General features: G+C 53.7%; 22 protein-coding genes and 1 riboswitch. All 22 genes read left to right on the plus strand.

The features are described 5' to 3' along the window. Positions 1–143: 143 nt before the first annotated feature. Complete coding sequence (locus NOS26_RS08240; RefSeq protein ID WP_255917553.1) at positions 144–1,595, plus strand: nicotinate phosphoribosyltransferase; 1,452 nt, start codon at positions 144–146, stop codon at positions 1,593–1,595. 11 nt (positions 1,596–1,606) lie between these two features. Beyond that, positions 1,607–2,419 carry an ADP-ribosylglycohydrolase family protein gene (locus NOS26_RS08245; RefSeq protein WP_255917554.1) on the plus strand — a complete coding sequence of 271 codons (813 nt, stop codon included), beginning with the start codon at positions 1,607–1,609 and terminating at the stop codon, positions 2,417–2,419. Next, a complete protein-coding gene (gene larE / locus NOS26_RS08250; RefSeq protein WP_255917556.1) occupies positions 2,416–3,249 on the plus strand; it encodes an ATP-dependent sacrificial sulfur transferase LarE in 834 nt (277 codons plus the stop codon). The genes NOS26_RS08245 and larE overlap by 4 nt, the downstream gene beginning before the upstream one ends. 1 nt (position 3,250) lies before the next feature. Further along, a complete protein-coding gene (gene nth / locus NOS26_RS08255; protein ID WP_014017098.1) occupies positions 3,251–3,883 on the plus strand; it encodes an endonuclease III in 633 nt (210 codons plus the stop codon). A gap of 66 nt (positions 3,884–3,949) precedes the next feature. Continuing rightward, positions 3,950–4,048, plus strand: a riboswitch (SAM riboswitch). Positions 4,049–4,137: 89 nt separating this feature from the next. Further along, positions 4,138–5,460, plus strand: coding sequence for a branched-chain amino acid transport system II carrier protein (locus NOS26_RS08260; RefSeq protein WP_255917557.1), 1,323 nt, complete (start codon positions 4,138–4,140; stop codon positions 5,458–5,460). 133 nt (positions 5,461–5,593) lie between these two features. Continuing rightward, the gene (locus tag NOS26_RS08265; RefSeq protein WP_255917558.1) at positions 5,594–7,006 is read left to right on the plus strand and encodes an aldehyde dehydrogenase family protein; all 1,413 of its coding nucleotides are present in this window, start codon (positions 5,594–5,596) and stop codon (positions 7,004–7,006) included. 26 nt (positions 7,007–7,032) lie between these two features. Next, positions 7,033–8,286, plus strand: a complete 1,254-nt coding sequence (locus NOS26_RS08270) for an NADP-dependent malic enzyme (protein ID WP_255917559.1) — start codon at positions 7,033–7,035, stop codon at positions 8,284–8,286. A 208-nt stretch (positions 8,287–8,494) separates the two neighbouring features. Continuing rightward, the gene (locus NOS26_RS08275; protein ID WP_014017094.1) at positions 8,495–9,217 is read left to right on the plus strand and encodes a glycerophosphodiester phosphodiesterase; all 723 of its coding nucleotides are present in this window, start codon (positions 8,495–8,497) and stop codon (positions 9,215–9,217) included. Position 9,218: 1 nt separating this feature from the next. Continuing rightward, positions 9,219–10,577 (plus strand): sodium:alanine symporter family protein, encoded by a 1,359-nt coding sequence (locus NOS26_RS08280; RefSeq protein ID WP_255917560.1) that lies wholly within the window; start codon positions 9,219–9,221, stop codon positions 10,575–10,577. Positions 10,578–10,829: 252 nt separating this feature from the next. Further along, a complete protein-coding gene (nadA, locus tag NOS26_RS08285; protein ID WP_022497876.1) occupies positions 10,830–11,735 on the plus strand; it encodes a quinolinate synthase NadA in 906 nt (301 codons plus the stop codon). Between the two features lie 15 nt (positions 11,736–11,750). Then, positions 11,751–13,094, plus strand: coding sequence for an L-aspartate oxidase (locus tag NOS26_RS08290; protein WP_022497877.1), 1,344 nt, complete (start codon positions 11,751–11,753; stop codon positions 13,092–13,094). After that, positions 13,063–13,914, plus strand: a complete 852-nt coding sequence (nadC, locus tag NOS26_RS08295; RefSeq protein ID WP_072981719.1) for a carboxylating nicotinate-nucleotide diphosphorylase — start codon at positions 13,063–13,065, stop codon at positions 13,912–13,914. Before NOS26_RS08290 ends, nadC begins: the two co-directional genes overlap by 32 nt. Before the next feature lie 161 nt (positions 13,915–14,075). Further along, entirely contained in the window at positions 14,076–14,228 is a 153-nt protein-coding gene (locus NOS26_RS08300; RefSeq protein WP_169013787.1) for a hypothetical protein, read from the plus strand. Between the two features lie 85 nt (positions 14,229–14,313). After that, the gene (gene mutY, locus NOS26_RS08305; protein ID WP_169013786.1) at positions 14,314–15,375 is read left to right on the plus strand and encodes an A/G-specific adenine glycosylase; all 1,062 of its coding nucleotides are present in this window, start codon (positions 14,314–14,316) and stop codon (positions 15,373–15,375) included. A 30-nt stretch (positions 15,376–15,405) separates the two neighbouring features. Beyond that, a complete protein-coding gene (locus NOS26_RS08310; RefSeq protein WP_255917561.1) occupies positions 15,406–16,611 on the plus strand; it encodes a metallophosphoesterase in 1,206 nt (401 codons plus the stop codon). Positions 16,612–16,627: 16 nt separating this feature from the next. Further along, entirely contained in the window at positions 16,628–17,629 is a 1,002-nt protein-coding gene (locus tag NOS26_RS08315) for a nucleoid-associated protein (protein ID WP_014017084.1), read from the plus strand. A gap of 11 nt (positions 17,630–17,640) precedes the next feature. Then, on the plus strand, positions 17,641–17,922 hold the full coding sequence (locus NOS26_RS08320) for a hypothetical protein (RefSeq protein ID WP_014017083.1): 282 nt from the start codon (positions 17,641–17,643) through the stop codon (positions 17,920–17,922). Between the two features lie 11 nt (positions 17,923–17,933). Beyond that, positions 17,934–20,051, plus strand: coding sequence for an excinuclease ABC subunit UvrB (gene uvrB, locus NOS26_RS08325; protein WP_255917579.1), 2,118 nt, complete (start codon positions 17,934–17,936; stop codon positions 20,049–20,051). Positions 20,052–20,225: 174 nt separating this feature from the next. Beyond that, positions 20,226–23,081, plus strand: coding sequence for an excinuclease ABC subunit UvrA (gene uvrA, locus NOS26_RS08330; RefSeq protein ID WP_027895702.1), 2,856 nt, complete (start codon positions 20,226–20,228; stop codon positions 23,079–23,081). Between the two features lie 3 nt (positions 23,082–23,084). After that, positions 23,085–24,911, plus strand: coding sequence for an excinuclease ABC subunit UvrC (gene uvrC / locus NOS26_RS08335; protein ID WP_095340500.1), 1,827 nt, complete (start codon positions 23,085–23,087; stop codon positions 24,909–24,911). 39 nt (positions 24,912–24,950) lie between these two features. Continuing rightward, a complete protein-coding gene (locus NOS26_RS08340) occupies positions 24,951–25,598 on the plus strand; it encodes an RsiV family protein (protein ID WP_027895704.1) in 648 nt (215 codons plus the stop codon). A 106-nt stretch (positions 25,599–25,704) separates the two neighbouring features. Continuing rightward, positions 25,705–25,866: a rubredoxin gene (locus NOS26_RS08345; protein WP_014017078.1), complete on the plus strand. Its 162-nt coding sequence runs from the start codon at positions 25,705–25,707 to the stop codon at positions 25,864–25,866. Positions 25,867–26,073 lie beyond the last annotated feature (207 nt).

Raw genomic sequence — 26,073 nt, forward strand, 5'->3', positions numbered from 1 at the left:
AGGCGCTGTCTTCATGCGACAGCGCCTTTTATCATGCCAAGTCCGTATAGGATTTTTCAATGTATGCAAAATCGGTAATTCGTTGTTCCTTTATCGTTAACTGATGTATAATAGGAATAACTACTTTTTGGAGGCGAGTTATCTTGTATACGAAAGCATTATTGACAGACCTGTACCAGTTGACGATGATGCAGGGCTTATTTTTTGAAGGCAAGCACGAACAACAATGCGTGTTTGACCGTTACTACCGGACCAATCCCTTCCAAGGGGGGTATACGGTCGTCGCCGGGCTGGAACATCTCATCGATTATGTACACAATATACATTTCAGTGAGGACGACCTGGCCTATTTGAAGAGTACGGGCTTCTTCCAGGACGAATTTCTCGAATACTTGAAGGACCTGCGCTTTACAGGTGACATTTATGCTATGCCTGAAGGGACAGTCGCTTTTCCGCAGGAAGTGCTCCTGCGCGTCCAGACGAAGAAAGACGAAGCGTTATTGTTAGAAACATGCATGTCCATGATCATGAACCATGAAAGCCTTATTGCCACCAAGGCTCGCCGCGTCCGGACGGTGGCTGGCAAGGATAATCTCATGGAATTTGGTCTGCGCCGGGCTCAGGGGAAATCGGCCGGCGTCTACGGTGCCCGGTCGGCTATGATCGGCGGATTTAACGGGACCAGCAACGTCCTGGCTGGGGCTAAGTTCGGCATGCCCGTTTTAGGGACGATGGCCCACAGCTGGATCATGAGCTTCTCGTCAGAACTGGAAGCTTTCCGCGCTTATGCCCGCCAGTATCCGAACAACCTCATTCTCCTGGCCGACACGTATAATACCCTGAAACAGGGGGTGCCCGATGCCATCACGATTTTCAAGGAAATGAAAGCGGCCGGCACCCTGCCTAAGGCTTATGGCATCCGCCTGGACAGCGGCGACCTGGCTTATTTGTCGAAAGAAGCCCATAAGATGTTTGTCGAAGCCGGCTTCCCCGATGCCATCATCGCTGCCTCCAATGACCTCGATGAAAACCTCATTTCCGAATTGAAAGCCCAGGGCTGTGTCATCAATTCCTGGGGCGTCGGTACGAATTTGATTACCGCTAAGGACAGCCCCTCCCTGGGCGGCGTCTTTAAACTCGTCGGCCAGTATGACGACGGGAAGTTCGTACCTAAAATCAAGATGAGCGATAATGTGGAAAAGATTTCCAATCCGGGCCTGAAGAACGTCCTGCGTATTTATGATAAAGAGACGGGCAAGATGAAGGCCGACATCATTATCCTCGAAGGCGAAAGCATCGACGAATCGAAGGACCTCCTTCTTCAGAGCGACAAAGCCCCGTGGCGTTCGCGGATCATTCCCGGCGGGACCTACCGCGTCCAGAAGATGCTCATCCCGATTTTCCAGAAAGGTGAACTGGTCTATCAGAAACCGGACCTCAAGGAAATCATGGCCTATGCCGACCAGCAGATCCAGACTTTATGGCCGGAATACCTGCGCCTGGTCAACCCGGAAGAAATGTGGGTCCAGCGCAGTACGAAGCTGTCGGCTTTGCGCGATAAAGTATTGAAAGAAGAATCAGCCCATTTCTTTTAGGAGATGATTGCATGAAAGGTGCCATCATTGGCGATATCGCCGGTTCTGTTTATGAATTTGATAAAACAGCAGATTCCTTAGATTTCCCTTTATTTACCAGGGCCAGCCGCTTTACCGACGATACGGTGACGACTGTAGCCGTAGCGGCGGCTTTGATGGAGGGGAAGGCTTCTCACTGTGGCTATGTCGGGCCGCTGCGGAGACAGCTCCGCTACTGGTGCCGGAAATATCCCAATGCCGGTTTCGGCGGCATGTTCCGCCGCTGGTTCCTGGCCGACGAAGCGCCGGCTTATGGCAGTTATGGCAATGGGGCAGCAATGCGCGTCAGCCCGGCCGGTTGGGTAGCCGCTTCCCTTGATGAAGCGCAGGAACTGGCTGAACTGACGGCCGTCGTCAGCCATGACCATCCGCAGGCCATTAAGGGGGCCGTCGCCGTCGCCTCGGCCATTTTCCTGGCCCGGCAGGGGAAGGGGAAAGCGGAGATTGCCGCGTATCTCCGAAAGTATTTCTATGATTTGTCCCAAACCCTGGCTCAGATCCGTCCGTCTTATGGCTTTACCTGTACGACGGACGACAGTGTGCCTGAAGCTATCGAATGTTTCCTGGAAGGGATGGATTATGAAGATACGATTCGCAAGGCCATCTGGCTCAACGGCGATACGGATACGCAGGCAGCCATTGCCGGCAGTATCGCCGAAGCCTATTATGGCGTGCCTCAGGCGTTATGGCAGCAGGCGCTGCCTTATGTCGATGACGAAGAAATGAAGAACGTCATCCGGCAATTCTATCAAGATTATATTGGTTCGAGGGGGAACTCTTTTTGATTTCAACAGAGACAGGCAAGAAATATGAAAAACTCCAGCAGATTTTAAAGGATATGGGCAGCGTCGTCATCGGTTTTTCCGGCGGCGTCGACAGCACGTTCCTGACCTATGCAGCGCACCAGGCCCTGGGATCCCGCGTCCTGGCCGTGACGGCTGTTTCGGCAACCCTGCCGGGCAGTGAAGCGGCTGACGCCAAAGCCATGGCTAAGGTCATCGGCGTCGAGCACCGTCTGGTCCATTCGACGGAATTCGAAGATACGGAATTCGTCAAGAATCCGCCAGAACGCTGCTATATCTGCAAAAAGATACGCTTTACCTCACTGGTGGAGCTGGCCAAGGCCGAAGGCTATCAGTGGGTTGTCGATGGGGGGAATGTCGACGACCTCGGCGATTATCGTCCCGGCATGAAGGCATTGCAAGAATTGTCTGACTTCGTCCGCAGCCCGATGATTGAAGCGGGTTTGGCTAAAGCCGATATCCGGGCCTTATCAAAGGAATTCGGCCTCCAGACCTGGAACAAACAGAGTGCGGCCTGCCTGGCCAGCCGTATTCCCTACGGTGTGGAACTGACGCCGCACCGCCTGGCTCAGATCGATGCAGCCGAAGCGGCGGTAGCTCCTTATATCCAGGGGTCTCTGCGCGTCCGGTATCACGGGGATGTAGCCCGCATCGAAGTGGCTGTCGATGAAATCCCGTCGATTCTGGCTCATCGCCAGGAAATCGTCCGGGCCATCAAAGATACGGGCTTTACCTACGTCACCCTCGATTTGGGCGGCTATGAAATGGGGAGCTTGAACGACGTGATCAATACGGATGAGGAAGTAAAATAATATGGCTATTTCTAAGAAAGTAAAAGATGAAATGTTACAGCGTTTTCAGGACCAGTACGGTATCATGAAGCCGGCCCTGCATTATAACTCGCCCTTTGAACTGATGATTGCCGTCATCTTGTCGGCCCAGTGTACGGATGAGCGGGTCAATATCGTGACGGCTGGCATGTTCCCGGAATATAATACGCCGGAAAAGATGCTGACTTTAGGGTTGGAAGGCCTGGAAGAAAAGATACGGACTTGCGGCCTCTATCACAGCAAGGCCAAGAATATCCTGGCTAATTGTGCCATCCTCTGTGAGAAATACCACGGCGAAGTGCCCCAGACCTTCGATGAACTGGTGAAGCTGCCTGGCGTCGGCCGCAAGACGGCCAATGTCCTGGTCAGTATCTTGTTCGATACGCCGGCCATTGCCGTCGATACCCACGTGTTCCGCGTATCCAACCGCCTGCAGCTGGCGGAAGGCAAAACGCCGCTGGAAGTCGAAAAGGGACTGCAGAAGGCTATTCCCAAGGAATGGTGGAGCCGGGCCCATCATTGGCTCATTTGGCATGGCCGCCGGGTCTGCAAAGCCCGTAAGCCCTTGTGTGACAACTGCTTTTTAGCCGATCTTTGTCCGAGTTGTCAGAAATAAAATAAAATCATTGACAAGTAATTAAAAATTTAATAAAATATTACCAATACAGACAAAATTTCATAAGTAATATCAAGAGCAGCTGAGGGACGGGCCCGATGACGCTGCGGCAACCTGCCAGCGGTAAGGTGCCAATTCCTACAGGCTATTCCTGAAAGATATCGTTATGACTGAGGCGCAGCTTGGAGGCAGCGCCTCTTTTCTTTTGGCGTATTACGTACTTATTTTCACATTTATTCTTAGGGGGTATCTTCATGAACAACAATTCTTCTGGCGGCAAGGCCATCCGGGGACTGGATGTGCTCATCCTGGGGTTTGCCTTCTTCGCTACCTATTTCGGTGCAGGCAACTTGATTTTCCCGCCTCAGCTCGGCTTGAACAGCGGCAGTGATTTCCTGTCCGGCTTGGCTGGTTTGACGCTGTCCGGTATTTTCCTGCCGATTTTTACACTCATCATCATCGGCCTCAACGGCGACGTCCATGCCATTACCGGACGGGTAGGGAAGAATACGTATAATATCCTTTTGGCAGCACTCATGCTGGTCTGTACCTTCGTATCCATTCCCCGTACCTGCGCGACGGCCATCCAGCTCGGTATTCAGGGCAACCTGCCGTCGGCACCGTTCGTCCCGCTGGTCATCGTTTATTTCGTCATCAGCTTCTTCTTCGTCTCTGACCAGAATAACGTCATGGACCGCATGGGCAAATACCTGACGCCCCTCCTGGCCCTGATCCTGGTCATCGTCGCCTTTGCCGGTATCTTCAATCCCCTGGGGACGCCCGTCGATCCGGCTGTGGATTATCCCTTCGTCAACGCCTTCCTCGGCGGCTATAACACGGGCGACGTCCTGGTCAGCTTTATCATGGCTGCTGTCTTCATCAGTTCCATTTACGGCAAAGGCTATACGACTGTCGGCCAGCGCAATAAAGTCCTCATCTACTGCGGCATCGTTTCCTTCATCCTGCTGCTCATCATTTACGGCAGCCTGCTCTACATGGGTGCCTGCGTCAGCGGCGATTATGCCCAGACCATCGGCCGTGCGGAACTCCTGGTCGCCATTATCCAGCGCGTCGGCACGTGGGTCATGGTTCCCATGGGCATAGCCGTCGTCCTGGCCTGCCTGACGACGGCTATCGGTCAGGTTGCAGCCGTAGCTGAGTTCACCAGCACGGCTACGGGCAAACGCGTCAGCTACAAACAAGTGGCTGTCGTCTGCTGCATCTTGTCGGCCCTGACGGCCCTCCTCGGCGTCGACGGTATCGTCACCTACATCGGCTGGATCTTCGGTGTCTGCTACCCGCCGTGCCTGGCCCTCCTGGTCCTGGGCATCATCGGCCGCTTCATGCCCAATAACGGCGCCTACAAGGGCTCGGTATACCTGGTCACGCTTTTTGCTCTCCTGGAATCCCTGCCGGGCCTGAGCAGCCTGGGCTTTGCTAAGGACATCGTTACGGCTACGCCCCTGTCGACCTACGGTTTCGGCTGGATCGTGCCCTTCATCATCGGACTCATCGGCGGTTCCCTCATCGGCCACTTCGTCTCCAGCAAAGAACCGGTAGAAGCCGAAGCGAAATAACACTAACCACTAACCACTAACCACTAGCCACTAAAAATAGACTGCCTTTTGGGCAGTCTATTTTTCTGACTTGCATAATCGAGGACTTCTCTCTATAATTAAAGAATAATCTCGAGTAAAAGGGGGTAGTTTCATGGATTTGAAGAAATTATACATCAATGGTCAGTGGGTGGCACCTTTATCCGGCCAATATATCGAGGTCGAGAATCCGGCGGATAAGAGCGTCTTTGCTACGGTCGCTGCGGCCGGTGCCGATGATGTTGCTGCGGCTGCCAAGGCCGCGGCCATGGCTTTCCCGGCCTGGTCGGCTATGCCGCTGGAAGACCGCATCACGTATATGAAAAATTTGCTGGTCCAGATGATTAAACTGGAACCGCAGCTCGTCGACGCTGTCGTCAAGGAATTAGGGGCACCGGTGGCCTTTGCCCGGACTAACCATATCGGCTACCAGTTCGTGCGGACCCAGTCGTATATCGACTTGGCACCAGAATTGCCACTGGTCGAACATTTATCTCAATCCGTCGTCTATCGTCGGCCTTTAGGCGTTATCGGCTGCATCACCCCTTGGAATTATCCTTTAGGCCAGATTATCCAGAAAGTCGTCCCAGCTCTGCTCGTCGGAGCGACGGTCGTCCTCAAGCCGAGCCAGCACACGCCGGTGACGGCGTACTATCTGGCCGAAGCCTTTGACCGGGCCGGTTTCCCAAAAGGTGTCTTCAACCTCGTCGCCGGCCGGGGCAGCCAGGTCGGCAATGCCATCTGTGATGACCCGAATATCGCCATGGTTTCTTTCACCGGCTCGACGGCAGCTGGCATCAAGGTCTCCCAACGCGCCTTGGGCTCTATGAAGCGCATCAGCATGGAATTGGGTGGCAAGTCGCCTTTCATCCTCTTGAAAGGGGCGGGATATGAAAAAGCCATCCGCCAGTGCTTTAATTCTATTTTCCTCAATAGCGGCCAGACCTGTACAGCCTTGTCACGTCTAATCATCCCTCGGGAAGAAAAGGGCAAGATTGAACAGCTTATGCTGAAGATACTGCCGGAATACACGGTCGGCGACCCGTCCCTGGAAACGACGAAAATCGGCCCTGTCGCTTCGTATGACCAGTGGCAGACCGTCGATACATACATCGCCAAAGGCATGGAAGAAGGGGCGACCCTCTTGGCCGGCAGCCGTCCGGAAGCTCCGGAAAAAGGCTACTATGTCAAGCCTGTCATCTTTACGGATGTGACCAACGATATGACCATTGCCCGTGAAGAGATTTTCGGGCCTGTCCTCTGCGTCATTACCTATGATACGGTTGAGGAAGCCCTGGCCATTGCCAACGATACGCCGTATGGCCTCAATGCGGCCGTCTGGGGCCCGGATAAAGCCGAAGCTTCCAAAGTGGCAGCGGCTATCCTGTCGGGCAATGTCTACGTCAACGACAGCCCGCGTGACGTCACAGCGCCTTTCGGCGGTTTCAAGGACAGCGGAATCGGCCGTGAAGGCGGCAAGGATGGGATGCTGGAATTTACAGAACCTCAGGCCATTTTTAATGCATAATCAGTTACAGGAGGAGTTTTAGCGTTATGAATTTTGATGAAGAAGCCATGAAAATCCGCCGCGGCAAACACGGCATTATTGAAACAATCCCCCGGGAAGTCCTCAAGACCCACGACGACCTGAGTATCCTTTATACGCCGGGCGTTGCCCAGCCGTGCCGGGAAATCACGAAAGATCCGGACCTGTCTTTTGACCTGACCTGCCGCGGCAACATGATTGCTGTCGTATCCGATGGGACCCGTGTCCTCGGCCTGGGCGACATCGGGCCGGAAGCGGCCATGCCGGTCATGGAAGGGAAATCGGTCCTGTTCAAGGTCTTTGGCGGTGTCAATGCTGTCCCTATCTGCCTGGATACGAAGGACCCGAAGAAATTTATCGAAACGGTGAAACGCCTGCAGCCGTCTTTTGCCGGCATCAACCTGGAAGACATTGCTTCGCCGAAGTGCTATGAAATTGAACAGACCTTGAAGAAGGAAATGGACATCCCCGTCTTCCATGACGACCAGCACGGTACGGCCATTGCCGCCCTGGCCGGCGTCATCGGTGCTTTCCGCTATGTCCATAAGGACTTGAAGACGGCCCGCATCGTCATCAACGGCGCCGGTGCAGCCGGTGCCTCCATCGGCCGCCTCCTGGTCCGCGCCGGTGCCCGGAACGTCACTATGGTCGACCGTCCGGGGATTCTCTATGATGGCATGGAAGGCCTCAATCCTGTCCAGGCTGAACTGGCTTCCCTGACCAATCCGTCCCATGCCCATGGGACCCTGGCCGATGCCGTCAAAGGCGCCGACCTCCTCCTCGGCGTATCGGCCCCGCATATCTTTACTAAGGAAATCATCCAGTCCATGGCTGACGATGCCGTCGTCTTCGCCATGGCCAACCCCATTCCGGAAACAGACTATGCTTCCGCTAAGGCAGCCGGTGCCAAAGTCGTCGGCACCGGCCGGTCGGATGCACCGAACCAGATCAACAACGTCATGGTCTTCCCGGGCATTTTCCGCGGCGCCCTGGCCGTCCGGGCCCGCAGCATCAACGAAGACATGAAACTGGCTGCGTCCTATGCCATCGCCTCTCTGGTCAGTGATGACGAACTGGCCGAAGACCACGTCATTCCCGATGCCTTCGATAAACGCGTTGCTCCGGCCGTCGCCGCTGCCGTCGCCAAAGCCGCTATGGACAGCGGCGTCGCCCGCATCACCCGCGACCCGGAAGACGTCCGCCAGGAAGCAGCAGAAACCATCGATAAACTCCATGCCATGCTCGACTTGATCCATGGATAAGGAATAGTGGCTCGTTGTTAGAGAGTGGCTGAAATCTTAAATCTTGAAGGGACTTGCTACATGTTGGTGTGGTAGGTCCTTTTTATATGGGTATAAAACATATTGTAAGTTGTAAAATATTGTAAATTATAATATGAAAAATTTTTCTTGATTCGTCAAGCAGATATACTCTATAATGGACACAGAATCATTACTAGGAGGTTTTTTCATGAAGAATTTTGCACATCGCGGATTTAGCGGCAAATATCCGGAAAATACGATGCTCGCTTTCCGCAAGGCATTAGAATGTGGTGCCGATGGAATTGAAATGGATGTACAGCTGACGAAAGATGGTGAGCTCGTGGTCATCCATGATGAACGGGTCGATAGGACGACGAATGGCACGGGCAATGTTCGCGATTATACGCTGGAAGAATTGCAGAAACTCGATGCTTCGTATATCTATTCAGAAGAAGTAGGCTTTCAGACTATTCCGACTTTTGACGAATATTGCCGATGGGTAGCTGGGACGCCCTTGGTGACGAACATTGAATTGAAGACGGGTGTCTATCCTTATCCAGGGATTGAAGCTAAAGTATGGCCTGTGTTGCAGCGCTATCATTTAGAAGATAAAGTCATCATTTCGAGTTTCAATCATGAAAGTGTTCTGCGTATGAAAGCCTTGGCACCTGATTTAAAATATGGCTTGTTGACGGAAACGTGGCTCATCAATCCCGGGGCCTATACAGAAGGTGTTGGAGTTCAATGTTATCATCCGTATTATGGCAGTTTGACAGCAGAAACGGTGGCCGAAGTCAAGGCACATCATATTGAAATCAATACGTTTACTGTCAATGACGAAGAAAGTGTAAGGCAGCTGCGTGATTATGGTGTCGATTGCGTCATTGGCAATTTCCCGGATATGGTGAAGCGCGTCTTGGAAGGAGTATGACATGGAAAATTTAGAGGCGATTGTACAATTGATTGACTCCTGGCTATGGGGAAGATGGCTGGTTTTTGTTTTGCTGGCCTTAGGGGTTTTATATACTGTTTCCAACGGATTTATCCAGGTCCGCCATTTTGGTTTCATTATCCGCCGGACCCTCATCGATTCTTATAAGTCCCGTCACGAAGACAAAGGGAATGGATCTATTTCCACTTTCAAAGCGATGATGGTCACGCTGGCTGGTAACGTCGGCGGCGGTAACGTCGTCGGGGTCGCTACGGCTATTTTGTCTGGTGGCATGGGCGCCGTTTTCTGGATGTGGGTAGCTGCCTTTTTCGGCATGGCCTTGAAATATGGTGAAATCGTCTTGTCCCAGATGTATCGCGGCAAAGATGAAAACGGTAACCTTCTCAGCGGTCCTATGTACTATATCCGCGATGGCCTTAAAATGCCCTGGCTCGGCGTCGTCATTGCCGTGCTGATGTGTACGAAAATGATGGGGGCTAACTTGGTACAGTCCAATACAATTTCAGGCATCCTTTATTCGAATTACGGCGTCCCGACGTACATGACCGGTGTCGTCCTCATCATCCTGCTTTTATGCATCACTCTGGGCGGCTTGAAACGTCTGGCTAATCTGGCCATGAACCTCGTTCCGGCTATGTCCATCTTTTATATCGTCATCGGTGTGCTGGTCGTCCTCTTGAATATTCAGCAGCTGCCGCATGTATTTGTAGAAATCTTTACCCAGGCCTGGTCTTTTGATTCCGTAGCTGGCGGTACTGGCGGCTATGTCATTGCGAAAGCCATGCAGTACGGGATTGCCCGCGGCATGTATTCCAATGAAGCTGGGGAAGGGACGGCTCCCTTTGCTCATGGTTGTTCGCTTGTACCCCATCCCGTCGATGAAGGGATTACGGGGGTTGCCGAAGTCTTTCTTGACACCATCGTCATCTGCAGCATTACGGCTTTCGTAGTCGGCGTCACCGATATGCAGCACTCCGGCCATTCGGCAACGGTATTGGCACTCAACGCTTTCGGCACCGTCTGGGAACCGTTGAAACACGCCGGTACACTGGCCCTGCTCATCTTCTGCTTTACGACCTTGATGGGCCAGTGGTGGAACGCCGCCAAGAGCTTTACGTATGCCTTCGGCAATAAAGTCACGAATGTCGTAAAATACATTTTCCCCTTCTTGTGCCTCATCGGCTCCTTAGGCAAAATCAACCTCGTCTGGGGTATCCAGGACGTAGCGATGGGTTTGGTCGTCATTCCCAACATGATTGCCCTGCTCATTCTCTTTCCGCAGGTACGGGCTAAGACAAAGGAATATTTCAGTGACCCAAAATACTACGACCATAAATAGGGAATATAAAAACTATAAGTTGCAAACTGAATACTTAAAAGAGGCTGTCTTAATGCACTGCCTCTTTTTTACATCTCACACTGTCTTGACAGTAGTATTGTCAAATCTTTACCGATACGGTATAATAGGGTAAACAAAAAAACGGTTTGTCCCGTCGTGGATGATGAGCCGCTGTGTACTTTGAACAAGAGAGGTTGTCACATGAAGAGTCGTCTTTGTGGGGCAACCTTTTCCCTGAAAGGATGAAGTTTTGTGTATATCGAAGATGAGATTGCAGCGCTGAAGAAAGAGAAGCAGGCGATTATCCTTGCTCATTATTATGTTCCTGATGAAGTGCAGGAATATGCCGATTTTGTCGGCGATTCTTTTGGTCTGGCCAAGAAGGCGATTGAAACGGATGCCAAGATCATTGTCTTTGCCGGTGTCGATTTCATGGGTGAAAGCGCCAAGATGCTGAACCCTGAGAAGAAAGTCCTCATGCCGGATGCGACGGCCAGCTGCCCCATGGCCCATATGGCCGATGTGGAGACGATTGAAAAGGTCCGTTCCCAGTATGATGACCTGGCCGTCGTTTGCTATGTCAACTCTACGGCAGCTGTCAAGGCCGTATCCGATGTATGTGTTACTTCGTCTAATGCCGTCAAGATCGTCAGGAAGCTGCCGAATAAGCATATTTTCTTTACGCCCGACAAGAATCTGGGTCACTACGTTTCGACACAGGTCCCGGATAAGCATTTTATCCTCAACAACGGTTTCTGCCCGCGCCACGATACGGTCGATCCGGCTTATGTGAAGAAGGTCCAGGCTGCTCATCCCCAGGCCCTGTTCCTGGCCCATCCGGAATGTCGTAAAGAAGTGCTGGCCCTGGCCGATTATGTCGGCAGTACGTCGGGAATCATCGATTATGCCGGGAAGTCCGACGCCAAGGAATTTATCATCGGTACGGAAGGCGGCGTCTTTTATGAATTAGAGACGCGCAATCCCGATAAGACTTTTTATCCGGCTATGGAAGATGCGTACTGCATCAATATGAAAAAGGTCACCTTAGAAAAAGTCCGCGACTGCCTGCGCGATGAAACGAATGAAGTCCACGTCGATCCGGCCGTCGCTAGTAAAGCCGTCCGTTCATTGGAACGGATGCTGGAATTAGCTAAATAGAAGAAGGTATATGTCATGGAAACAGAAAAAACAGATATTGTCATCGTCGGTACCGGTGCCAGCGGCCTCTTTGCCGCCCTGCACCTGCCGCAGGATAAACAAATCCTCATGATTACCAAAGATGAAGTAGAAAATAGCGATTCTTTTTTAGCCCAAGGGGGCATCTGCGTCCTTCACGATAAGGACGACTACGACAGCTTCATGGAAGATACGCTCAAAGCCGGTCATTATGAAAACCGCCGCGAATCGGTGGATATCATGATTCGCTCGTCGCGGCCGGTCATCGACGAACTCATCGGCTACGGCGTCGATTTTGCCCGCAAGGCCGACGGTTCGCTCGACTACACGCGGGAAGGCTGCCATTCGCGGGCCCGCATCTTGTTCCATGAAGATATTACGGGCAAGGAAATCACGAGCCATCTCTTAGCCGCTGTCCGTCAATTGCCCAATGTGACCATCCGCGATTTCACGACCATGGTCGACATCGTTACCGACGGAAACCGCTGCCTGGGCATCATCGCCCGCGACAGCCAAGGCCAGTACCGGGCCATCCAGGCCGATGAAACGATCCTGGCCAGCGGCGGTGTCGGCGGGTTATACGACCATTCGACGAATTTCCCCCATCTTACAGGCGATGCCCTGGCTATCGCCATGCGCCACGGCGTCGAACTGGAACACATCGACTACGTCCAGATCCATCCGACGTCGCTTTATTCTAAGAAGCCCGGCCGGAGCTTCCTCATTTCCGAATCGGTCCGCGGCGAAGGGGCTAAACTGCGCGGCAAGGATGGCCAGCGTTTTGCCAATGAAGTCCTGCCCCGCGATTTGATGACGGCAGAAATCCGCAAACAGATGAAGAAAGATGACCGTCCTTTTGTCTGGCTCGATATGACCGTTCTCGGCGAAGACGTCATTAAGCATCATTTCCCACATATCTATGAACGCTGCCTGGAAGACGGCATCGATGCGACCAAAGACTGGGTCCCGGTCACGCCGGCCCAGCACTACTTCATGGGCGGCATCCACGTCGATAAGTACAGCCAGACGACGATGGACCACCTCTATGCCGTCGGCGAAACGAGCTGCAACGGCGTCCACGGCCGTAACCGCCTGGCCAGCAATTCTCTCCTGGAAAGCCTGGTCTTTGGCAAGCGCGCAGCCCAGCATATCGTCGAAGGTGATAAGCAGCCGAAGCAGATTGTCAGTGAAGCTGATTTCGCCAAAGCCTGTGCGCCGTCAGAAGCCTTCCTGCGCAGCCATGAAGCTACGCTGGCCGATGAATACCGCCGTCATGTTTTAGGTGAAATGGAAAGGGAGCGTGAATGTGATGAACAGCGTAACCATGAAATTGCAGGCTGATCCCTTGATCCTGCAGGCCCTTCAGGAAGACATCACCGGCGAAGATGTGACGACCAATGCCATTTTGCCGGAAGACTGTCAGGGCGAAGCGGAACTCCTATGTAAACAGGATGGCATCATCGCCGGCCTCGACGTCTTTGCCCGGGCCTTTACCCTGTTGGATGACAAAGTCTGGTTTGATTTTTTTGTCAAAGACGGTGACGAAGTCCACAAGGGACAGAAGCTGGCCAAAGTCGTCGGCAGCATTCGGGCCATCCTGTCGGCCGAACGGGTAGGCCTCAACTATTTGCAGCGCATGAGCGGCATCGCGACCTATACCCATCAGGTCGTATCCCTGCTGGCCGGTACGGGAATCACCCTGGTCGATACGCGCAAGACGACGCCGAACATGCGGGTCTTTGAAAAATATGCCGTCACGGTTGGCGGCGGCAAGAATCACCGTTACAATCTGTCTGACGGCGTCCTTCTCAAGGACAATCATATCAGTGCCGCCGGCGGTGTAGCCAAAGCCATTGCCCTGGCCAAAGCCTATGCGCCTTTCGTCCGTAAAATCGAAGTCGAAACGGAAACGCTGGACATGGTCCGCGAAGCCGTCGAAGCCGGCGCCGATATCATCATGCTGGACAATATGAGCCACGATATGATGAAAGAAGCCGTGACCCTCATCGACGGCCGGGCTGAGACAGAATGTTCCGGCAACGTGACGAAAGAAAATATCGCCGCCCTGGCCGATATCGGCGTCGATTACATTTCCAGTGGGGCCCTGACCCATTCCGCGCCCATCCTGGACTTATCCCTGAAACATTTGCATCGGATATAGTAGTTCGTGGTTCGTTTCGTAGGAAACGCAGAAATACATTAGTCCCTTGACAAGAGATGAATCGGCGATATAATAGAGTCAAAGAAAAGACAACGATGTCATCCATGATGTCGTTGTCTTTTTGCTTTCTATCACATCGTATCTTGAGAGGGGGCCTCCTTATGTATGTATGGCGAATGGAAAAAATTATGGCAGAAAATTTCCGCGAATGGAAAATGCTGCAGCAGTATGAAAAGTATCAGAAAGGTCGCAAAGCGGTACAGCCCAAGAAAGAGGACCTGCGTATCCGCCATGGGGTCCGTTCGGAAACTTGATGAAACTTAGAGAACGCGTGTTTGACAAAAAGCCTCTGGATTTCTATACTAGTAGTGAATAGTGTAGAAAGAAAGAGGCTTATTTATGATGGATATAAAGAAAGAACATTGGAGTCCCCTGCTTCTCGACTGGTTTGCCGCCCATGGCCGGGACCTTCCCTGGCGTGACGAGTCGCCGCGGGATCCCTATAAAGTCTGGGTGTCGGAAATCATGCTGCAGCAGACGAAGGTCGAAACGGTCCGCCCCTATTATGACAGTTGGATGGAACATTTCCCGACTATTCCGGCCCTGGCGGCGGCTTCCCAGGATGAAGTCCTGCGTCAGTGGCAGGGCTTGGGCTATTACTCTCGGGCCCGCAATCTCCATGAAGCAGTCCAGGAAGTACAGGCCAAATACGGCGGTCATGTGCCGGAAAATAAAAAAGAAGTACAGTCTCTGAAGGGCGTTGGCGATTATACAGCCGGCGCCATTTTAAGCCTGGCTTATGGCCAGAAAGAACCGGCTGTCGACGGCAATGTCCTGCGCATCTTTGCCCGCCTCTATGATATTGAAGAAAATATCCTGTCGACGCCGGTCAAGAAAGCAGTCACGGTCCTCGTAGCGGAACAGCTCCCGGATGATGCGCCAGGCGCTTTTAACGAAGCCCTCATGGATTTAGGGGCGATGATCTGCATCCCTAAGCATCCACGCTGTCAGGACTGTCCTTTGGAAAAGCTCTGCCTGGCTCACCGGGCCGGGAAAGAAGGGGAGCTGCCCATTCGGCTGGTCAAGAAGAAATCGCCTGTCGAAGATATTACGGTCGTCGTCGTCCGTAACGGCTCTCAGTGGCTCGTCCATCGCCGTCCGCCAAAGGGCCTGCTGGCATCGATGTGGGAGTTCCCTAATGCCCAGGGAAAAGGGGAGGAAGGCCTGCATGCTGTCGGTCAGCTCTTGGCGCAGAAAGGACTGACCCTGGCTGCCGATGACCAGTCCATAGGCTCTCTGAAGAGCGTCTTTTCGCATAAGACCTGGCAGATGACGATTTATGAAGGTCGCATCACCCAGGGAAAACTCGAAGAAGAGGAGGATTGGCAGTGGATCGACTGTAAAGCTTATGCGTCCTTGCCCTGGGCCGGGCCGCATGGCAAGATTACTGCCATGGTATAATTGATGAAAGGGCTTTTTTTTATTAATTTCATGGTCATTACGTCCTGTATCTGCGTCGTCTCGGCCCTGTTATGGGATTATGTCGTCCGAACGGGCCATCGCTGGCTGCTGCTCCTGGTGGCCTTGCTGCTGGCTGTCTTGTCGGCCTTCGGCCTCTATCACTATGAAGACCTCTTTCCCGGCCTCGTCGCTTCTGGCTGGGATGGCTTATACGACCGCAAGGCCATGGCCGGCCTGATTTGGCTGTTGGCCTGTCTCCTGGCTTTTCCCTGCCTGGTCGTCGTCGCCATAGCCCGATTCTTCTGTCGTCCCAGGCGCCGCCGGCGACGGCGGCAGCGGCGGGCGTCCGGCGTGACACGGCGGGCTTTCCTCAAAGGCTTGGCCGCCCTGGTCCCGGCAGCGGCTCTGGCTACCAGCGGGGCCGGCAATCTCTTAGGCGAACGCGATTTAGACACGACGTATCACGTCTTGAAATACAAAAATCTGCCAGATTATCTCGACGGCTATAAAATCGGTCAGCTGTCAGACCTGCACATGGGGCTCTTCTTCAGTCCCCGGAGGCTGCAGGAAGCTTTGGATGCCGTAGCTGCCCAGGGCGTGAACCGTTTAGAAATCACAGGCGACTTCATTGATGAATTGGCCCTTTTGCCGAAAGCCAGGGCCATCCTTGAAGCCAATGCCCATCGCTTTCCCGACGGCATCGACTTTTGTTACGGCAACCATGAGTATTACCGCGATTTCAATGCCATCACGGCCATGCTCGAAGCGACGCCGGTGCGGGTACTGCGCAATTCCTCTTTTCAGGCCAGCCGTGGCTGCGGTCAGGGCTTGAAAGGGCGTAATGGCCGCGACGGCCGGTCTTTTTATATTGCGGCTGCTGATTATAGTTTTGCCAAAGGCGACGAGGCCTTTGCCAAAGAACGGGAACAGTACGTCCGGGAAACCCTGGCCAAAGTGCCGGAAGACGCCTTCGTCGTCCTGCTGGCCCACCATTCGGCCTTTATCGACGAGGGCTTTGCCCACCATATCCCCTTGACCTTATGCGGCCATACGCACGGTGCCCAATTCGCGCCCATTGCGCCGCTGGTTTCGGCCTTGGGCTTCAAATACCTCCGCGGCCTGTTCCAGAAAGGCGATTGCAAGGGCTATGTCAACCGCGGTACGGGCCACTGGCTGCCTTTCCGCGTCCTCTGTTCGCGAGAAGCCAGTGTCTTTGAATTACGAAAACAAGCGTAAAGGATGAATACTCATTATGATGATCAATAAAGCAGTACTCCATATTTTTGATTTCAACACTAATGTCTGCGTGGTATCCCAGAAAGACCTCGATTTCAGCAGCGATGTCGTCTACGAATACGTCAGCAAACGGCTGAACCGCATCATCGGCGATGCCGCCCAGAAGACAGGCGTCTTCTATGCGACCAGTGCCTTTCAGATGAAGCTGCAGGCTCTGGCCGACGGGACGATGACCTTCGACGACCTGGCATCCCAGACGGCCCGTGAACTCTATCAGCTCCTGGCTCACTGCGACGAACCGGAATCGACGGACCTCCTGGTCATTGATTTCCAGGATGACGACGATGTCCGCAACGTAGGCATCCTCATGCTGGAAAACAAGACGGCCTATACCCATCAGATCCTCGACGACGAAGGGACGGTATACAACAAGCTCATCAAGCATTACGCCATCTTGCCCGGGACGGCGCAGAAAGCCGATGCCTATGCCCTCATCAGGCTGAGTGATTTTTCCATCCATTTCGTCGACAAGAAGCGGAAAATGGATGGCGAAGACGTCTATCTCCTGCCGGACAAGCTCTTGCAGTGTACGTCGGTCATTTCCAGCAAGGAAGCCGTGAAAGTCGTCAGCAAGATTGCCGAGAAAGTGGCTGAAGAACACGGAGCCAGTACGGTTGAAGCCTTGTCGAAGGCCAAGACCTATCTCGTAGAAAATGCTGAAACAGCCGATTCTTTTTCACCCCAGGACCTGGGCAGCGATGTCTTCGGCGATTCGCCAGTGCTGCAGCGGGAATTTGAAGAGCAAATCAAAGAAGCCAAACTGCCCGAGGCCGTGGCCATCGAAAAGGAATATGCCCAGAAAGCCGGCCGCAGCCATAAAATCAAGACCGATACGGGCATTGAAATTACCTTTCCCTCAGAATACATCGAAAATACCGATTTCATCCAGTTCATCAATAATCCCGACGGGACCTTGTCCATTGAATTGAAGAATATCGGAAAAATCGTCAACAAATAAGGAGGACTACTATGTCACGCAAAAATCGGCGCAAAAAAGCCAGCCATACTGCGGCTGTTCCGGAAGGGACGACGGCAGCGGCACAGCCTAAAAAGAAGAAGGGACCTGTCCACGGACTCGATACCCGTACCTGGGTCTTGTACCTCGTCGGCTTTGCCGCCCTGGCCTGGTCGTATTTCGTCTTGTTTACCCGCAACTGGTCGGACGCAGGTTTTGCCTTTACCGTCCTGGTTACGGTTCTCTGGCCCTGGTCTCTCTATAGGAACTGGAAGAAGGGCCCTAAAAAGAGGTAACACTTATGGATATGTCCCATTACAATAAAGATTACGATACGTCTCATCCCTTTCACGTCGTCGCCCCGTATGAACCGATGGGCGATCAGCCCGAGGCCATCGCCTCCCTGGCGGAAGGCGTCCGTTCCGGCCAGTGGGCCCAGGTCCTCGTCGGGGCTACCGGTACCGGGAAGACTTTCACCATGGCCAAGCTCATCGAAGCCGTCCAGAAACCGACCTTGGTCATCGCTCACAACAAGACCTTGGCAGCCCAGTTGTGCAGCGAATTTAAATCCTTCTTTCCCGATAATGAAGTCGGCTACTTTGTCAGCTATTATGACTTCTATCAGCCTGAAGCCTATATTGCCTCGACGGATACGTATATCGAGAAAGATGCGTCCATCAACGATGAAATCGATAAATTGCGCCACTCGGCGACGATGAGTCTCTTTGAACGGCGCGATGTCATCATCGTCGCTTCCGTTTCCTGCACCTATGGCTTAGGTGACCCGGAAGATTACAGCGAACTCGTCGTATCCCTGCGCCTGGGGCAGGAAAAATCGCAGGAAGAAATCTTGCATAAGCTCGTCGATATCCAGTACAGCCGCAGCGACATGAACCTCGAACGCGGGACTTTCCGCGTCCACGGCGATACGATCGAAGTCTTTCCGGCGGCTTTCGACAACTCCGTCATCCGCATCGAAATGTTCGGCGACGAAATCGACCGCCTGACCGAAGTCGATGTCCTGACAGGCGAAGTCATTGCTGAACGCAAGCACGTCGCCATCTATCCGGCCAGCCATTATGTCACGACCAAGGACAAGATGGAACGGGCCTTGGGGACGATCCGCCAGGAACTGGACGAACGGCTGAAAGTGCTGAAAGACGGGGGCCACTTGCTGGAAGCCCAACGGTTGGAACAGCGCACGCGCTACGATATGGAAATGATGGAAGAAATGGGCTATTGCTCAGGCATCGAAAACTATTCGCGTCATCTGGCCGGCCGCAATCCCGGTCAGGCGCCGTATACGCTTCTCGATTATTTCCCCGATGATTTCCTCATCCTCGTCGACGAATCGCACGTCACCCTGCCCCAGCTGCGGGCCATGTATGCCGGCGACCGGTCGCGCAAAGAAAACCTCATCGAATACGGTTTCCGCCTGCCGTCGGCCTTGGACAACCGGCCTTTGAAATTTGAAGAATTTGTCGAACGCATCAATCAGATCGTCTACGTCAGCGCTACGCCAGGGCCCTATGAAATGGAAGTCCAGACCAATCTGGCCCAGCAGATCATCAGGCCGACGGGCCTGTTGGACCCGAACGTGGAAGTCCGTCCCATTGCCGGCCAGATGGATGACCTGTTGGGGGAAATCCGCCAGCGTACGGAAAAGGACGAACGCGTCCTGGTGACGACGCTGACCAAGAAGATGGCCGAAGATTTGACGGACTACCTGAAAGAAATGGGCGTCCGCGTGCGCTATCTCCATTCGGATATCGCTACCATCGAACGGGCCGACATCATCCGCGACCTGCGGGCCGGCGTCTTCGACGTCCTGGTCGGCATCAACCTCCTGCGCGAAGGCCTGGATATGCCGGAAGTCTCGCTGGTAGCCATCCTCGATGCCGATAAGGAAGGCTTCCTGCGGTCGGAAACGTCGCTCATTCAGACCATGGGCCGGGCAGCGCGGAACGTCAACGGCACGGTCATCATGTATGCCGACAAGATCACCGATTCCATGGCCAAGGCTATGGAAGAAACCCAGCGCCGCCGGGAAATCCAGGATGCTTATAATAAAAAACATCATATTACGCCGAAGTCGGTCAAAAAAGACGTCGTCGACCTCATCGAACTGACGAAAGTCGCTGAAGATGAAGCGGCCTATGGCAGCCAGAAAGGGAAGAAAGGCGGCAAGATGACCCGCGAAGCCCTGAATAAGGTCATCAAGACCATGACCTTGCAGATGAAGGAAGCGTCGAAGAATCTGGAATTTGAAAAAGCGGCGGAACTGCGCGACCGCTTAGGGGAACTGCGCCAGCAGCTGGCCGACATGAGCCACGACGACACCCTGCCCAAAGACATGCAGGGGGCCGACATGCCCAAGCGCCGCTATCGCCGCAAGATCAAGCGGCCGGATGCGAAAAGAAAATAGTCATGCAAAGGTTTTTGTCGGCATACGCCATCCCTTTTATCCTATCGTTTGTCGTGGGTCGTTCATCGTTTACCGTGATGGATTAAATTTTTGAACATTTCCGTTGTAGGGGTCGCCGTGTGGGCGACCCGCTGAGTCCGACATGTTTTATATAATATTGAGTATAGGAGCATCATGGAAGATAAATATATTGTCATTAAAGGTGCGCGTCAGCACAATTTAAAGAACATCGATGTCAAGATTCCCCGGGACAAGCTCGTCGTCTTTACGGGCCTGTCCGGTTCGGGCAAGTCGTCCCTGGCTTTTGATACGATTTATGCCGAAGGCCAGCGCCGCTATGTCGAATCTCTGTCGGCCTATGCCCGGCAGTTCCTGGGACAGATGGATAAGCCTGATGTCGATTACATCGAAGGCCTGTCGCCGGCTATTTCCATCGACCAGAAGACGACGAGCCGCAATCCCCGGTCGACCGTCGGGACGGTTACGGAAATCTACGATTACCTGCGCCTGCTCTATGCCCGCGTCGGCGAAGCGTATTGCCCGAAATGCGGCAAGCCCATCCGCCAGCAGACTATCGAGCAGATGGCCGATGCTGTCATGGCCCTCGGCGAAGGCGAAAAGGTCATGGTCATGGCCCCTGTCGTCGACGGCCGCAAGGGGACCCATCAGAAACTCCTGGCCAAATTGGTCAAGGACGGCTATGTCCGCGTCCGCGTCGACGGCGAAGTCTATCTCTTGTCCGACGATATTCCCTTGGATAAGAACAAGAAGCATACCATCGACGTCATCATCGACCGCCTGGTCATCAAGGACAGCATCTTGACGCGCCTGACTGATTCTTTGGAAACGGCGGCTAAACTGGCCGATGGCATCGTCCATATTTTCCGCATGGCTACGAAAGAAGTCCTGACTTTCAGTCAGCATTTCGCCTGCCCGGACTGCCACGTCAGCCTGCCGGAAATCGAACCGCATCTCTTTTCTTTCAACAGTCCCTTCGGGGCCTGCCCGGCCTGCTCCGGTATCGGCAGTACCATGGAAGTCGATGCCCGCCTCGTTTTGCCGGACCGCAAGAAATCCTTTGCCGACGGCGCTGTAGCGGCTCTCAGCAGTAATCCCGATTCGTGGTTCATGCGCCAGCTCGGCGGTCTCCTGCGGCCTTATGGCTTTACTCTGGATAATTGTTACGACGACTTGCCGGAAGAACTGCAGGAAAAACTCATGGACGGTTCTGACGACCTGTGCGTCTTTGAATATGAGAACCTGCGCGGCCAGGTAAAGCAGTTCTCGACGACTTTTGAAGGCGTCCTGCCCATGGTCCGCCGCCGCTACCGCGAGGCTTCATCGGATATGATGCGCGACCAGTTCGGACAATTCATGACCGTCAAGCCCTGTTCGACCTGCCATGGCACGCGCCTGCGCCACGAAGCGCTGGCCATCAAGATAGGCGGCTTGAACATCGCTGAATTGACGGATTTGCCTGTCAGCGATATGATTCCCTTCTTCGATAGCTTGAAATTGACGGAAAAGCAGCAGCTCATTGGCAAACAGATTTTCAAGGAAATCAAGGCCCGCCTGAATTTCCTGCAGACCGTCGGCCTCGATTATCTCACTCTGTCGCGGACGGCCGGGACCCTGTCTGGCGGCGAAGCCCAGCGAATCCGCCTGGCGACCCAGATCGGTTCGGGCCTGGTCGGCGTCCTCTACATCCTGGACGAACCGTCTATCGGCCTGCATCAGCGGGATAACGACAAGCTCCTGGAAGCCCTCAAGCGCCTGCGCGACTTGGGCAATACACTCATCGTCGTCGAACACGACGAAGATACCATGCGGGCTGCCGATTATATCGTCGATATCGGTCCGGCTGCAGGGGAACACGGCGGCACCATCGTCGCCCAAGGGTCGGCCGAAGATATCATGGCTTGCTCTCAGTCACTGACGGGCCAGTACCTGAAGGGGACCAAGTACATTCCCGTCCCGAAAGTACGGCGGCTGGGGAGTGGGAACTTTTTGGAAATCATCGGCGCAGCCGAACACAATTTAAAACATATAAACGTGTCCATCCCCATCGGGACCCTGACTGTCGTTACAGGCGTATCCGGGTCGGGTAAGTCGACCTTGGTCAATGAAATCCTGTACAAGGGCATGGCTGAGGCCGTTTACGGAACGCCGCACCGGCCGGGCAAGTTCAAGGCCTTGAAAGGCGTCGAATACATCGATAAGATCATCAACATCGACCAGTCGCCTATTGGTCGGACGCCGCGGTCCAATCCGGCCACGTATACGGGCGTCTTCGATGCCATCCGCCAGCTCTACAGCCAGACGGCAGAAGCCAAGGTGCGCGGCTACAAAGCCGGCCGGTTCAGCTTCAATATCAAAGGCGGCCGCTGTGAAGCCTGCAAGGGTGACGGCATCATCCGCATCGAAATGAATTTCCTGCCCGATGTCTACGTTCCCTGCGAAGTCTGCCACGGTGCCCGCTATAACCGGGAAACGCTGGAAGTCAAATACAAGGGCAAGAATATTTCCGACGTCCTCAACATGACCGTTGACGACGCCTGCCAGTTCTTTGAAAATATCCCGCGCATCGTCAATAAGTTGAAGACGCTGCAGCAGGTCGGCCTGGGCTACATCCGCCTGGGCCAGCCGGCGACGACCTTATCCGGTGGTGAAGCCCAGCGGGTCAAACTGGCGACGGAACTGTCCAAGCGCAGTACCGGCCGGACCCTGTATATCCTCGATGAACCGACGACGGGCCTGCACACGGCGGACATCCACAAGCTCATGGACGTCTTGCAGATGCTCGTTGACGGCGGCGATACCGTCGTCGTCATCGAACACAATCTGGACGTCATCAAGACGGCAGACTATCTCATCGACCTCGGTCCCGAAGGTGGTGCCGGCGGCGGGACCGTCGTCGCCACGGGAACGCCGGAAGAAATCTGCCAGGTACCAGCTTCGTATACGGGAAAATTCCTCAAGCCCGTCCTGGAACGCACCAAGGCCCTCATGGCCGGCGAGAAGGGAGAATAAGCCATGGCTGTCAGCGAAGCCGTCCGGGAAAAGGTCCGTAACCTGCCGACCCAGCCCGGCGTCTATCTCTGGAAAGATGAGAAGGGGAAAATCATTTACGTCGGCAAAGCCGTCAATCTGCGCAACCGCGTGACCAGCTATGTCCGCCACGATGCCAACAGGGCGCCGAAAGTAGCGGCCATGGTCAGCCATGCTGTGGACTTGGAAACGATAGTCGTCGCTACGGAAATGGAAGCCCTCATCCTGGAAAATACGCTCATCAAGAAATACCATCCCCACTACAACATCATGCTCCGCGACGACAAGACCTATCCCTATATCAAGGTCACCGTCCAGGAAGATTACCCGCGCATCTTCATGACCCGCCGCGTCAGCCGCGACGGCGCCCGCTATTTCGGCCCCTTTGCCGATTCTACAGCCGTCCACCGCGTCCTGAAGCTCATGCAGCGGGCCTACCACATCCGGTCGTGCCGGACCATGCCGACGGACCGGCCATGTTTGCAGTACCATTTGCATCACTGTGATGCGCCCTGCGTCCACTATATCACCAAAGGGGATTACGGGGTCCTGGTCCGCCAGGCCCTGGATATCCTCGAAGGCCGGGACAGCGGCGTTTCCCAGGCGCTGCAGCAGAAGATGGAAGAGGCTGCGGAGGCCATGGAATTTGAAAAGGCTGCCATGTACCGTGACCAGATCAAGGCCATTGCCGTCATCCAGGAACAGCAGAACATCGTCAATACGACTGGCGGCGATATGGACGTCATCGGCCTGGCCCGTCAGGCCGGGCAGACATGCGTCCAGATTTATACGGTCCGCATGGGCAAGCTCATGGGACGGGAAACGTTTTCCCTGGACAACGGCAGCGACGACGATGTGCCGTCCCTGATGGAAGCCGTCGTTGACCAGTATTATGGTGACGGGACTTTCATCCCGGCAGAAATCGTCGTACCAGGCCTGGAAGACCGGGAAGGCTGCGAACGCCGCCTGAGCCAGCAGAAGGGGAAGAAAGTCACTGTCGTCATCCCGCAGCGGGGGACGAAGAAACAACTCCTGGACATGGCTGCTGAAAATGCAGCCGGCCTTTTGGAACAGAAACGGCTGCAGTGGCAGCACGACGTGGACAAGACGACCGGTGCCGTCGAAGGCCTGGCGCGGATCCTCAACCTGCCCTGCCTGCCGGAACGCATGGAGTGCTTCGATATTTCCCATACCCAGGGTATCGAGACCGTCGCTTCCATGGTCGTCTTCGAGCATGGTCAGCCGGCTAAGAAGGAGTATCGCCGCTTTAAGCTGAAGACCGTCCAGGGTAAGCCTGATGACTTCAAGTCCATGGCGGAAATCATGGAACGGCGCTATGGTGAAAAGGATTGGCCCGTACCGGACCTGATCATCATCGACGGCGGCAAAGGCCAGCTCCATGCGGCCCTGCCCGTCATCCGCCAGGCCGGCTGCGAAGCGCCGGTCATCAGTCTGGCCAAGCGCATCGAAGAAGTTTTCGTCGAAGGCCGCAGCGATTCTATCATCCTCAGTCACCACACGCCGGAACTGCAGCTGTTGCAGGCCATCCGTGACGAAGCTCATCGCTTTGCCATTACCTATCACCGTCATTTGCGGGGCAAGCGCAGCCTCGTGTCCATCCTGGACCACGTCGAAGGCATCGGACCCAAACGGCGCAAGGCCTTGTGGACGGCCTTCAAGACCTTAGGCGACATGAAAGCGGCGTCCATCGAGGAACTGGCTGCCGTGCCGGGCATGAACCGCCAGGCTGCCGAAAATGTTTATTATTTCTTCCGCCTGGGAACCGATGAAAAGCGGAAAATGACCCAATAAATATGGTATAATAAAAAGAAATGAAAGAGGAGGGATTATATGAAGAAAAAAGTCCTTACCATTTTATGTGGCGCCTGGCTCATGGGGGCCGTCGCCATGGCTGCTTCGCCAGCCCTTATCCAGGATGCGCCGAAAGCCGTCTATACCCATAGCGATGGCAGCGTCCTCAGTATCCAGTACCCGGCCATTACCATGACCAACAACGCCGGAACGGCCCAATTGATAGCCCAGTATTTTACCGATGAACAGCAGCAGGCCAAAACCTTTTTCGACCAGCAGGGCGATAAGGGCATCAAATTGACGGAAGAAAAGACGTACACCGTCACCTTGAACGATGGCAAGTATTTGTCCTTCCTCGATGAAGGCTATCTCTATTTTGACAGAGCCGCTCATCCGACGAGCTGGAAGACCGGCGTCGTCTTCGATGTAGCGACGGGCAAGCGGATCACCAACTGGCGGGATTTGGTCAAACCGGGTGATGAAAAGTATTTCACTCTGCAGAAAATCACGAATAAGCTGACTTTGAGCGGCCACGTCCTGTCGTCATATTTCAATGGATTGACGGAAGATCCGAAGAATTTCTACCTCGACAAGAGCCGCAATATCCACTTCGTCTTCGGCCAGTATGAGGTAGCTCCGTACTCGTCGGGCATCATCGATATTAATATGGGAAGACAGGCAAAATAAGTCGTAAAATAATCTTGCTTTTTTTTGCCCAATATGATATCATAAACATGTCAAAAATAATTAATAAGAATTATTCGTTAATACGTTGATTCAGGAGGAAAAGAACATGGATAAGTACGAATGCAGCATTTGCGGTTATATTTATGATGAAGCTGAAGGCGACGCAGACAACGGCGTTGCAGCTGGCACGAAATTCGCTGATCTCCCGGCAGATTGGGTATGTCCGACCTGCGGCGCAGACAAAGACGCTTTCGTAAAAATGGACTAATTTTTGAATGTGTGAAGTTTGATGTATGACGTTTGAAGCGATGGCTTTAAATTTCAAACCATCCACATCAAACATCAAACTTTTAACTTCAAACTTAAAAAGAGCTTGTCGCATATGCGGCAAGCTCTTTTTATTGACAATCTTCCGGAAACACGATACAATGATTACTGTTAGACATAAATATTCGTCATGTTTCACATGATTTTG

Origin of the sequence: Megasphaera sp. SC8-1 (assembly GCF_024436295.1) — a bacterium.
Classification (GTDB): Bacteria; Bacillota; Negativicutes; order Veillonellales; family Megasphaeraceae; genus Megasphaera; species Megasphaera elsdenii.

Excerpts from the sequence above, each read along its gene's own strand:
- NOS26_RS08245 (WP_255917554.1), top strand. The coding sequence starts at position 1,607 with ATGAAAGGTGCCATCATTGGCGATATCGCCGGTTCTGTTTATGAATTT.
- nth (WP_014017098.1), top strand. The coding sequence starts at position 3,251 with ATGGCTATTTCTAAGAAAGTAAAAGATGAAATGTTACAGCGTTTTCAG.
- NOS26_RS08260 (WP_255917557.1), top strand. The coding sequence starts at position 4,138 with ATGAACAACAATTCTTCTGGCGGCAAGGCCATCCGGGGACTGGATGTG.
- NOS26_RS08265 (WP_255917558.1), top strand. The coding sequence starts at position 5,594 with ATGGATTTGAAGAAATTATACATCAATGGTCAGTGGGTGGCACCTTTA.
- NOS26_RS08270 (WP_255917559.1), top strand. The coding sequence starts at position 7,033 with ATGAATTTTGATGAAGAAGCCATGAAAATCCGCCGCGGCAAACACGGC.
- NOS26_RS08275 (WP_014017094.1), top strand. The coding sequence starts at position 8,495 with ATGAAGAATTTTGCACATCGCGGATTTAGCGGCAAATATCCGGAAAAT.
- NOS26_RS08280 (WP_255917560.1), top strand. The coding sequence starts at position 9,219 with ATGGAAAATTTAGAGGCGATTGTACAATTGATTGACTCCTGGCTATGG.
- NOS26_RS08290 (WP_022497877.1), top strand. The coding sequence starts at position 11,751 with ATGGAAACAGAAAAAACAGATATTGTCATCGTCGGTACCGGTGCCAGC.
- nadC (WP_072981719.1), top strand. The coding sequence starts at position 13,063 with ATGAACAGCGTAACCATGAAATTGCAGGCTGATCCCTTGATCCTGCAG.
- NOS26_RS08300 (WP_169013787.1), top strand. The coding sequence starts at position 14,076 with ATGTATGTATGGCGAATGGAAAAAATTATGGCAGAAAATTTCCGCGAA.
- mutY (WP_169013786.1), top strand. The coding sequence starts at position 14,314 with ATGATGGATATAAAGAAAGAACATTGGAGTCCCCTGCTTCTCGACTGG.
- NOS26_RS08310 (WP_255917561.1), top strand. The coding sequence starts at position 15,406 with ATGGTCATTACGTCCTGTATCTGCGTCGTCTCGGCCCTGTTATGGGAT.
- NOS26_RS08315 (WP_014017084.1), top strand. The coding sequence starts at position 16,628 with ATGATGATCAATAAAGCAGTACTCCATATTTTTGATTTCAACACTAAT.
- NOS26_RS08320 (WP_014017083.1), top strand. The coding sequence starts at position 17,641 with ATGTCACGCAAAAATCGGCGCAAAAAAGCCAGCCATACTGCGGCTGTT.
- uvrB (WP_255917579.1), top strand. The coding sequence starts at position 17,934 with ATGTCCCATTACAATAAAGATTACGATACGTCTCATCCCTTTCACGTC.
- uvrA (WP_027895702.1), top strand. The coding sequence starts at position 20,226 with ATGGAAGATAAATATATTGTCATTAAAGGTGCGCGTCAGCACAATTTA.
- uvrC (WP_095340500.1), top strand. The coding sequence starts at position 23,085 with ATGGCTGTCAGCGAAGCCGTCCGGGAAAAGGTCCGTAACCTGCCGACC.
- NOS26_RS08340 (WP_027895704.1), top strand. The coding sequence starts at position 24,951 with ATGAAGAAAAAAGTCCTTACCATTTTATGTGGCGCCTGGCTCATGGGG.
- NOS26_RS08345 (WP_014017078.1), top strand. The coding sequence starts at position 25,705 with ATGGATAAGTACGAATGCAGCATTTGCGGTTATATTTATGATGAAGCT.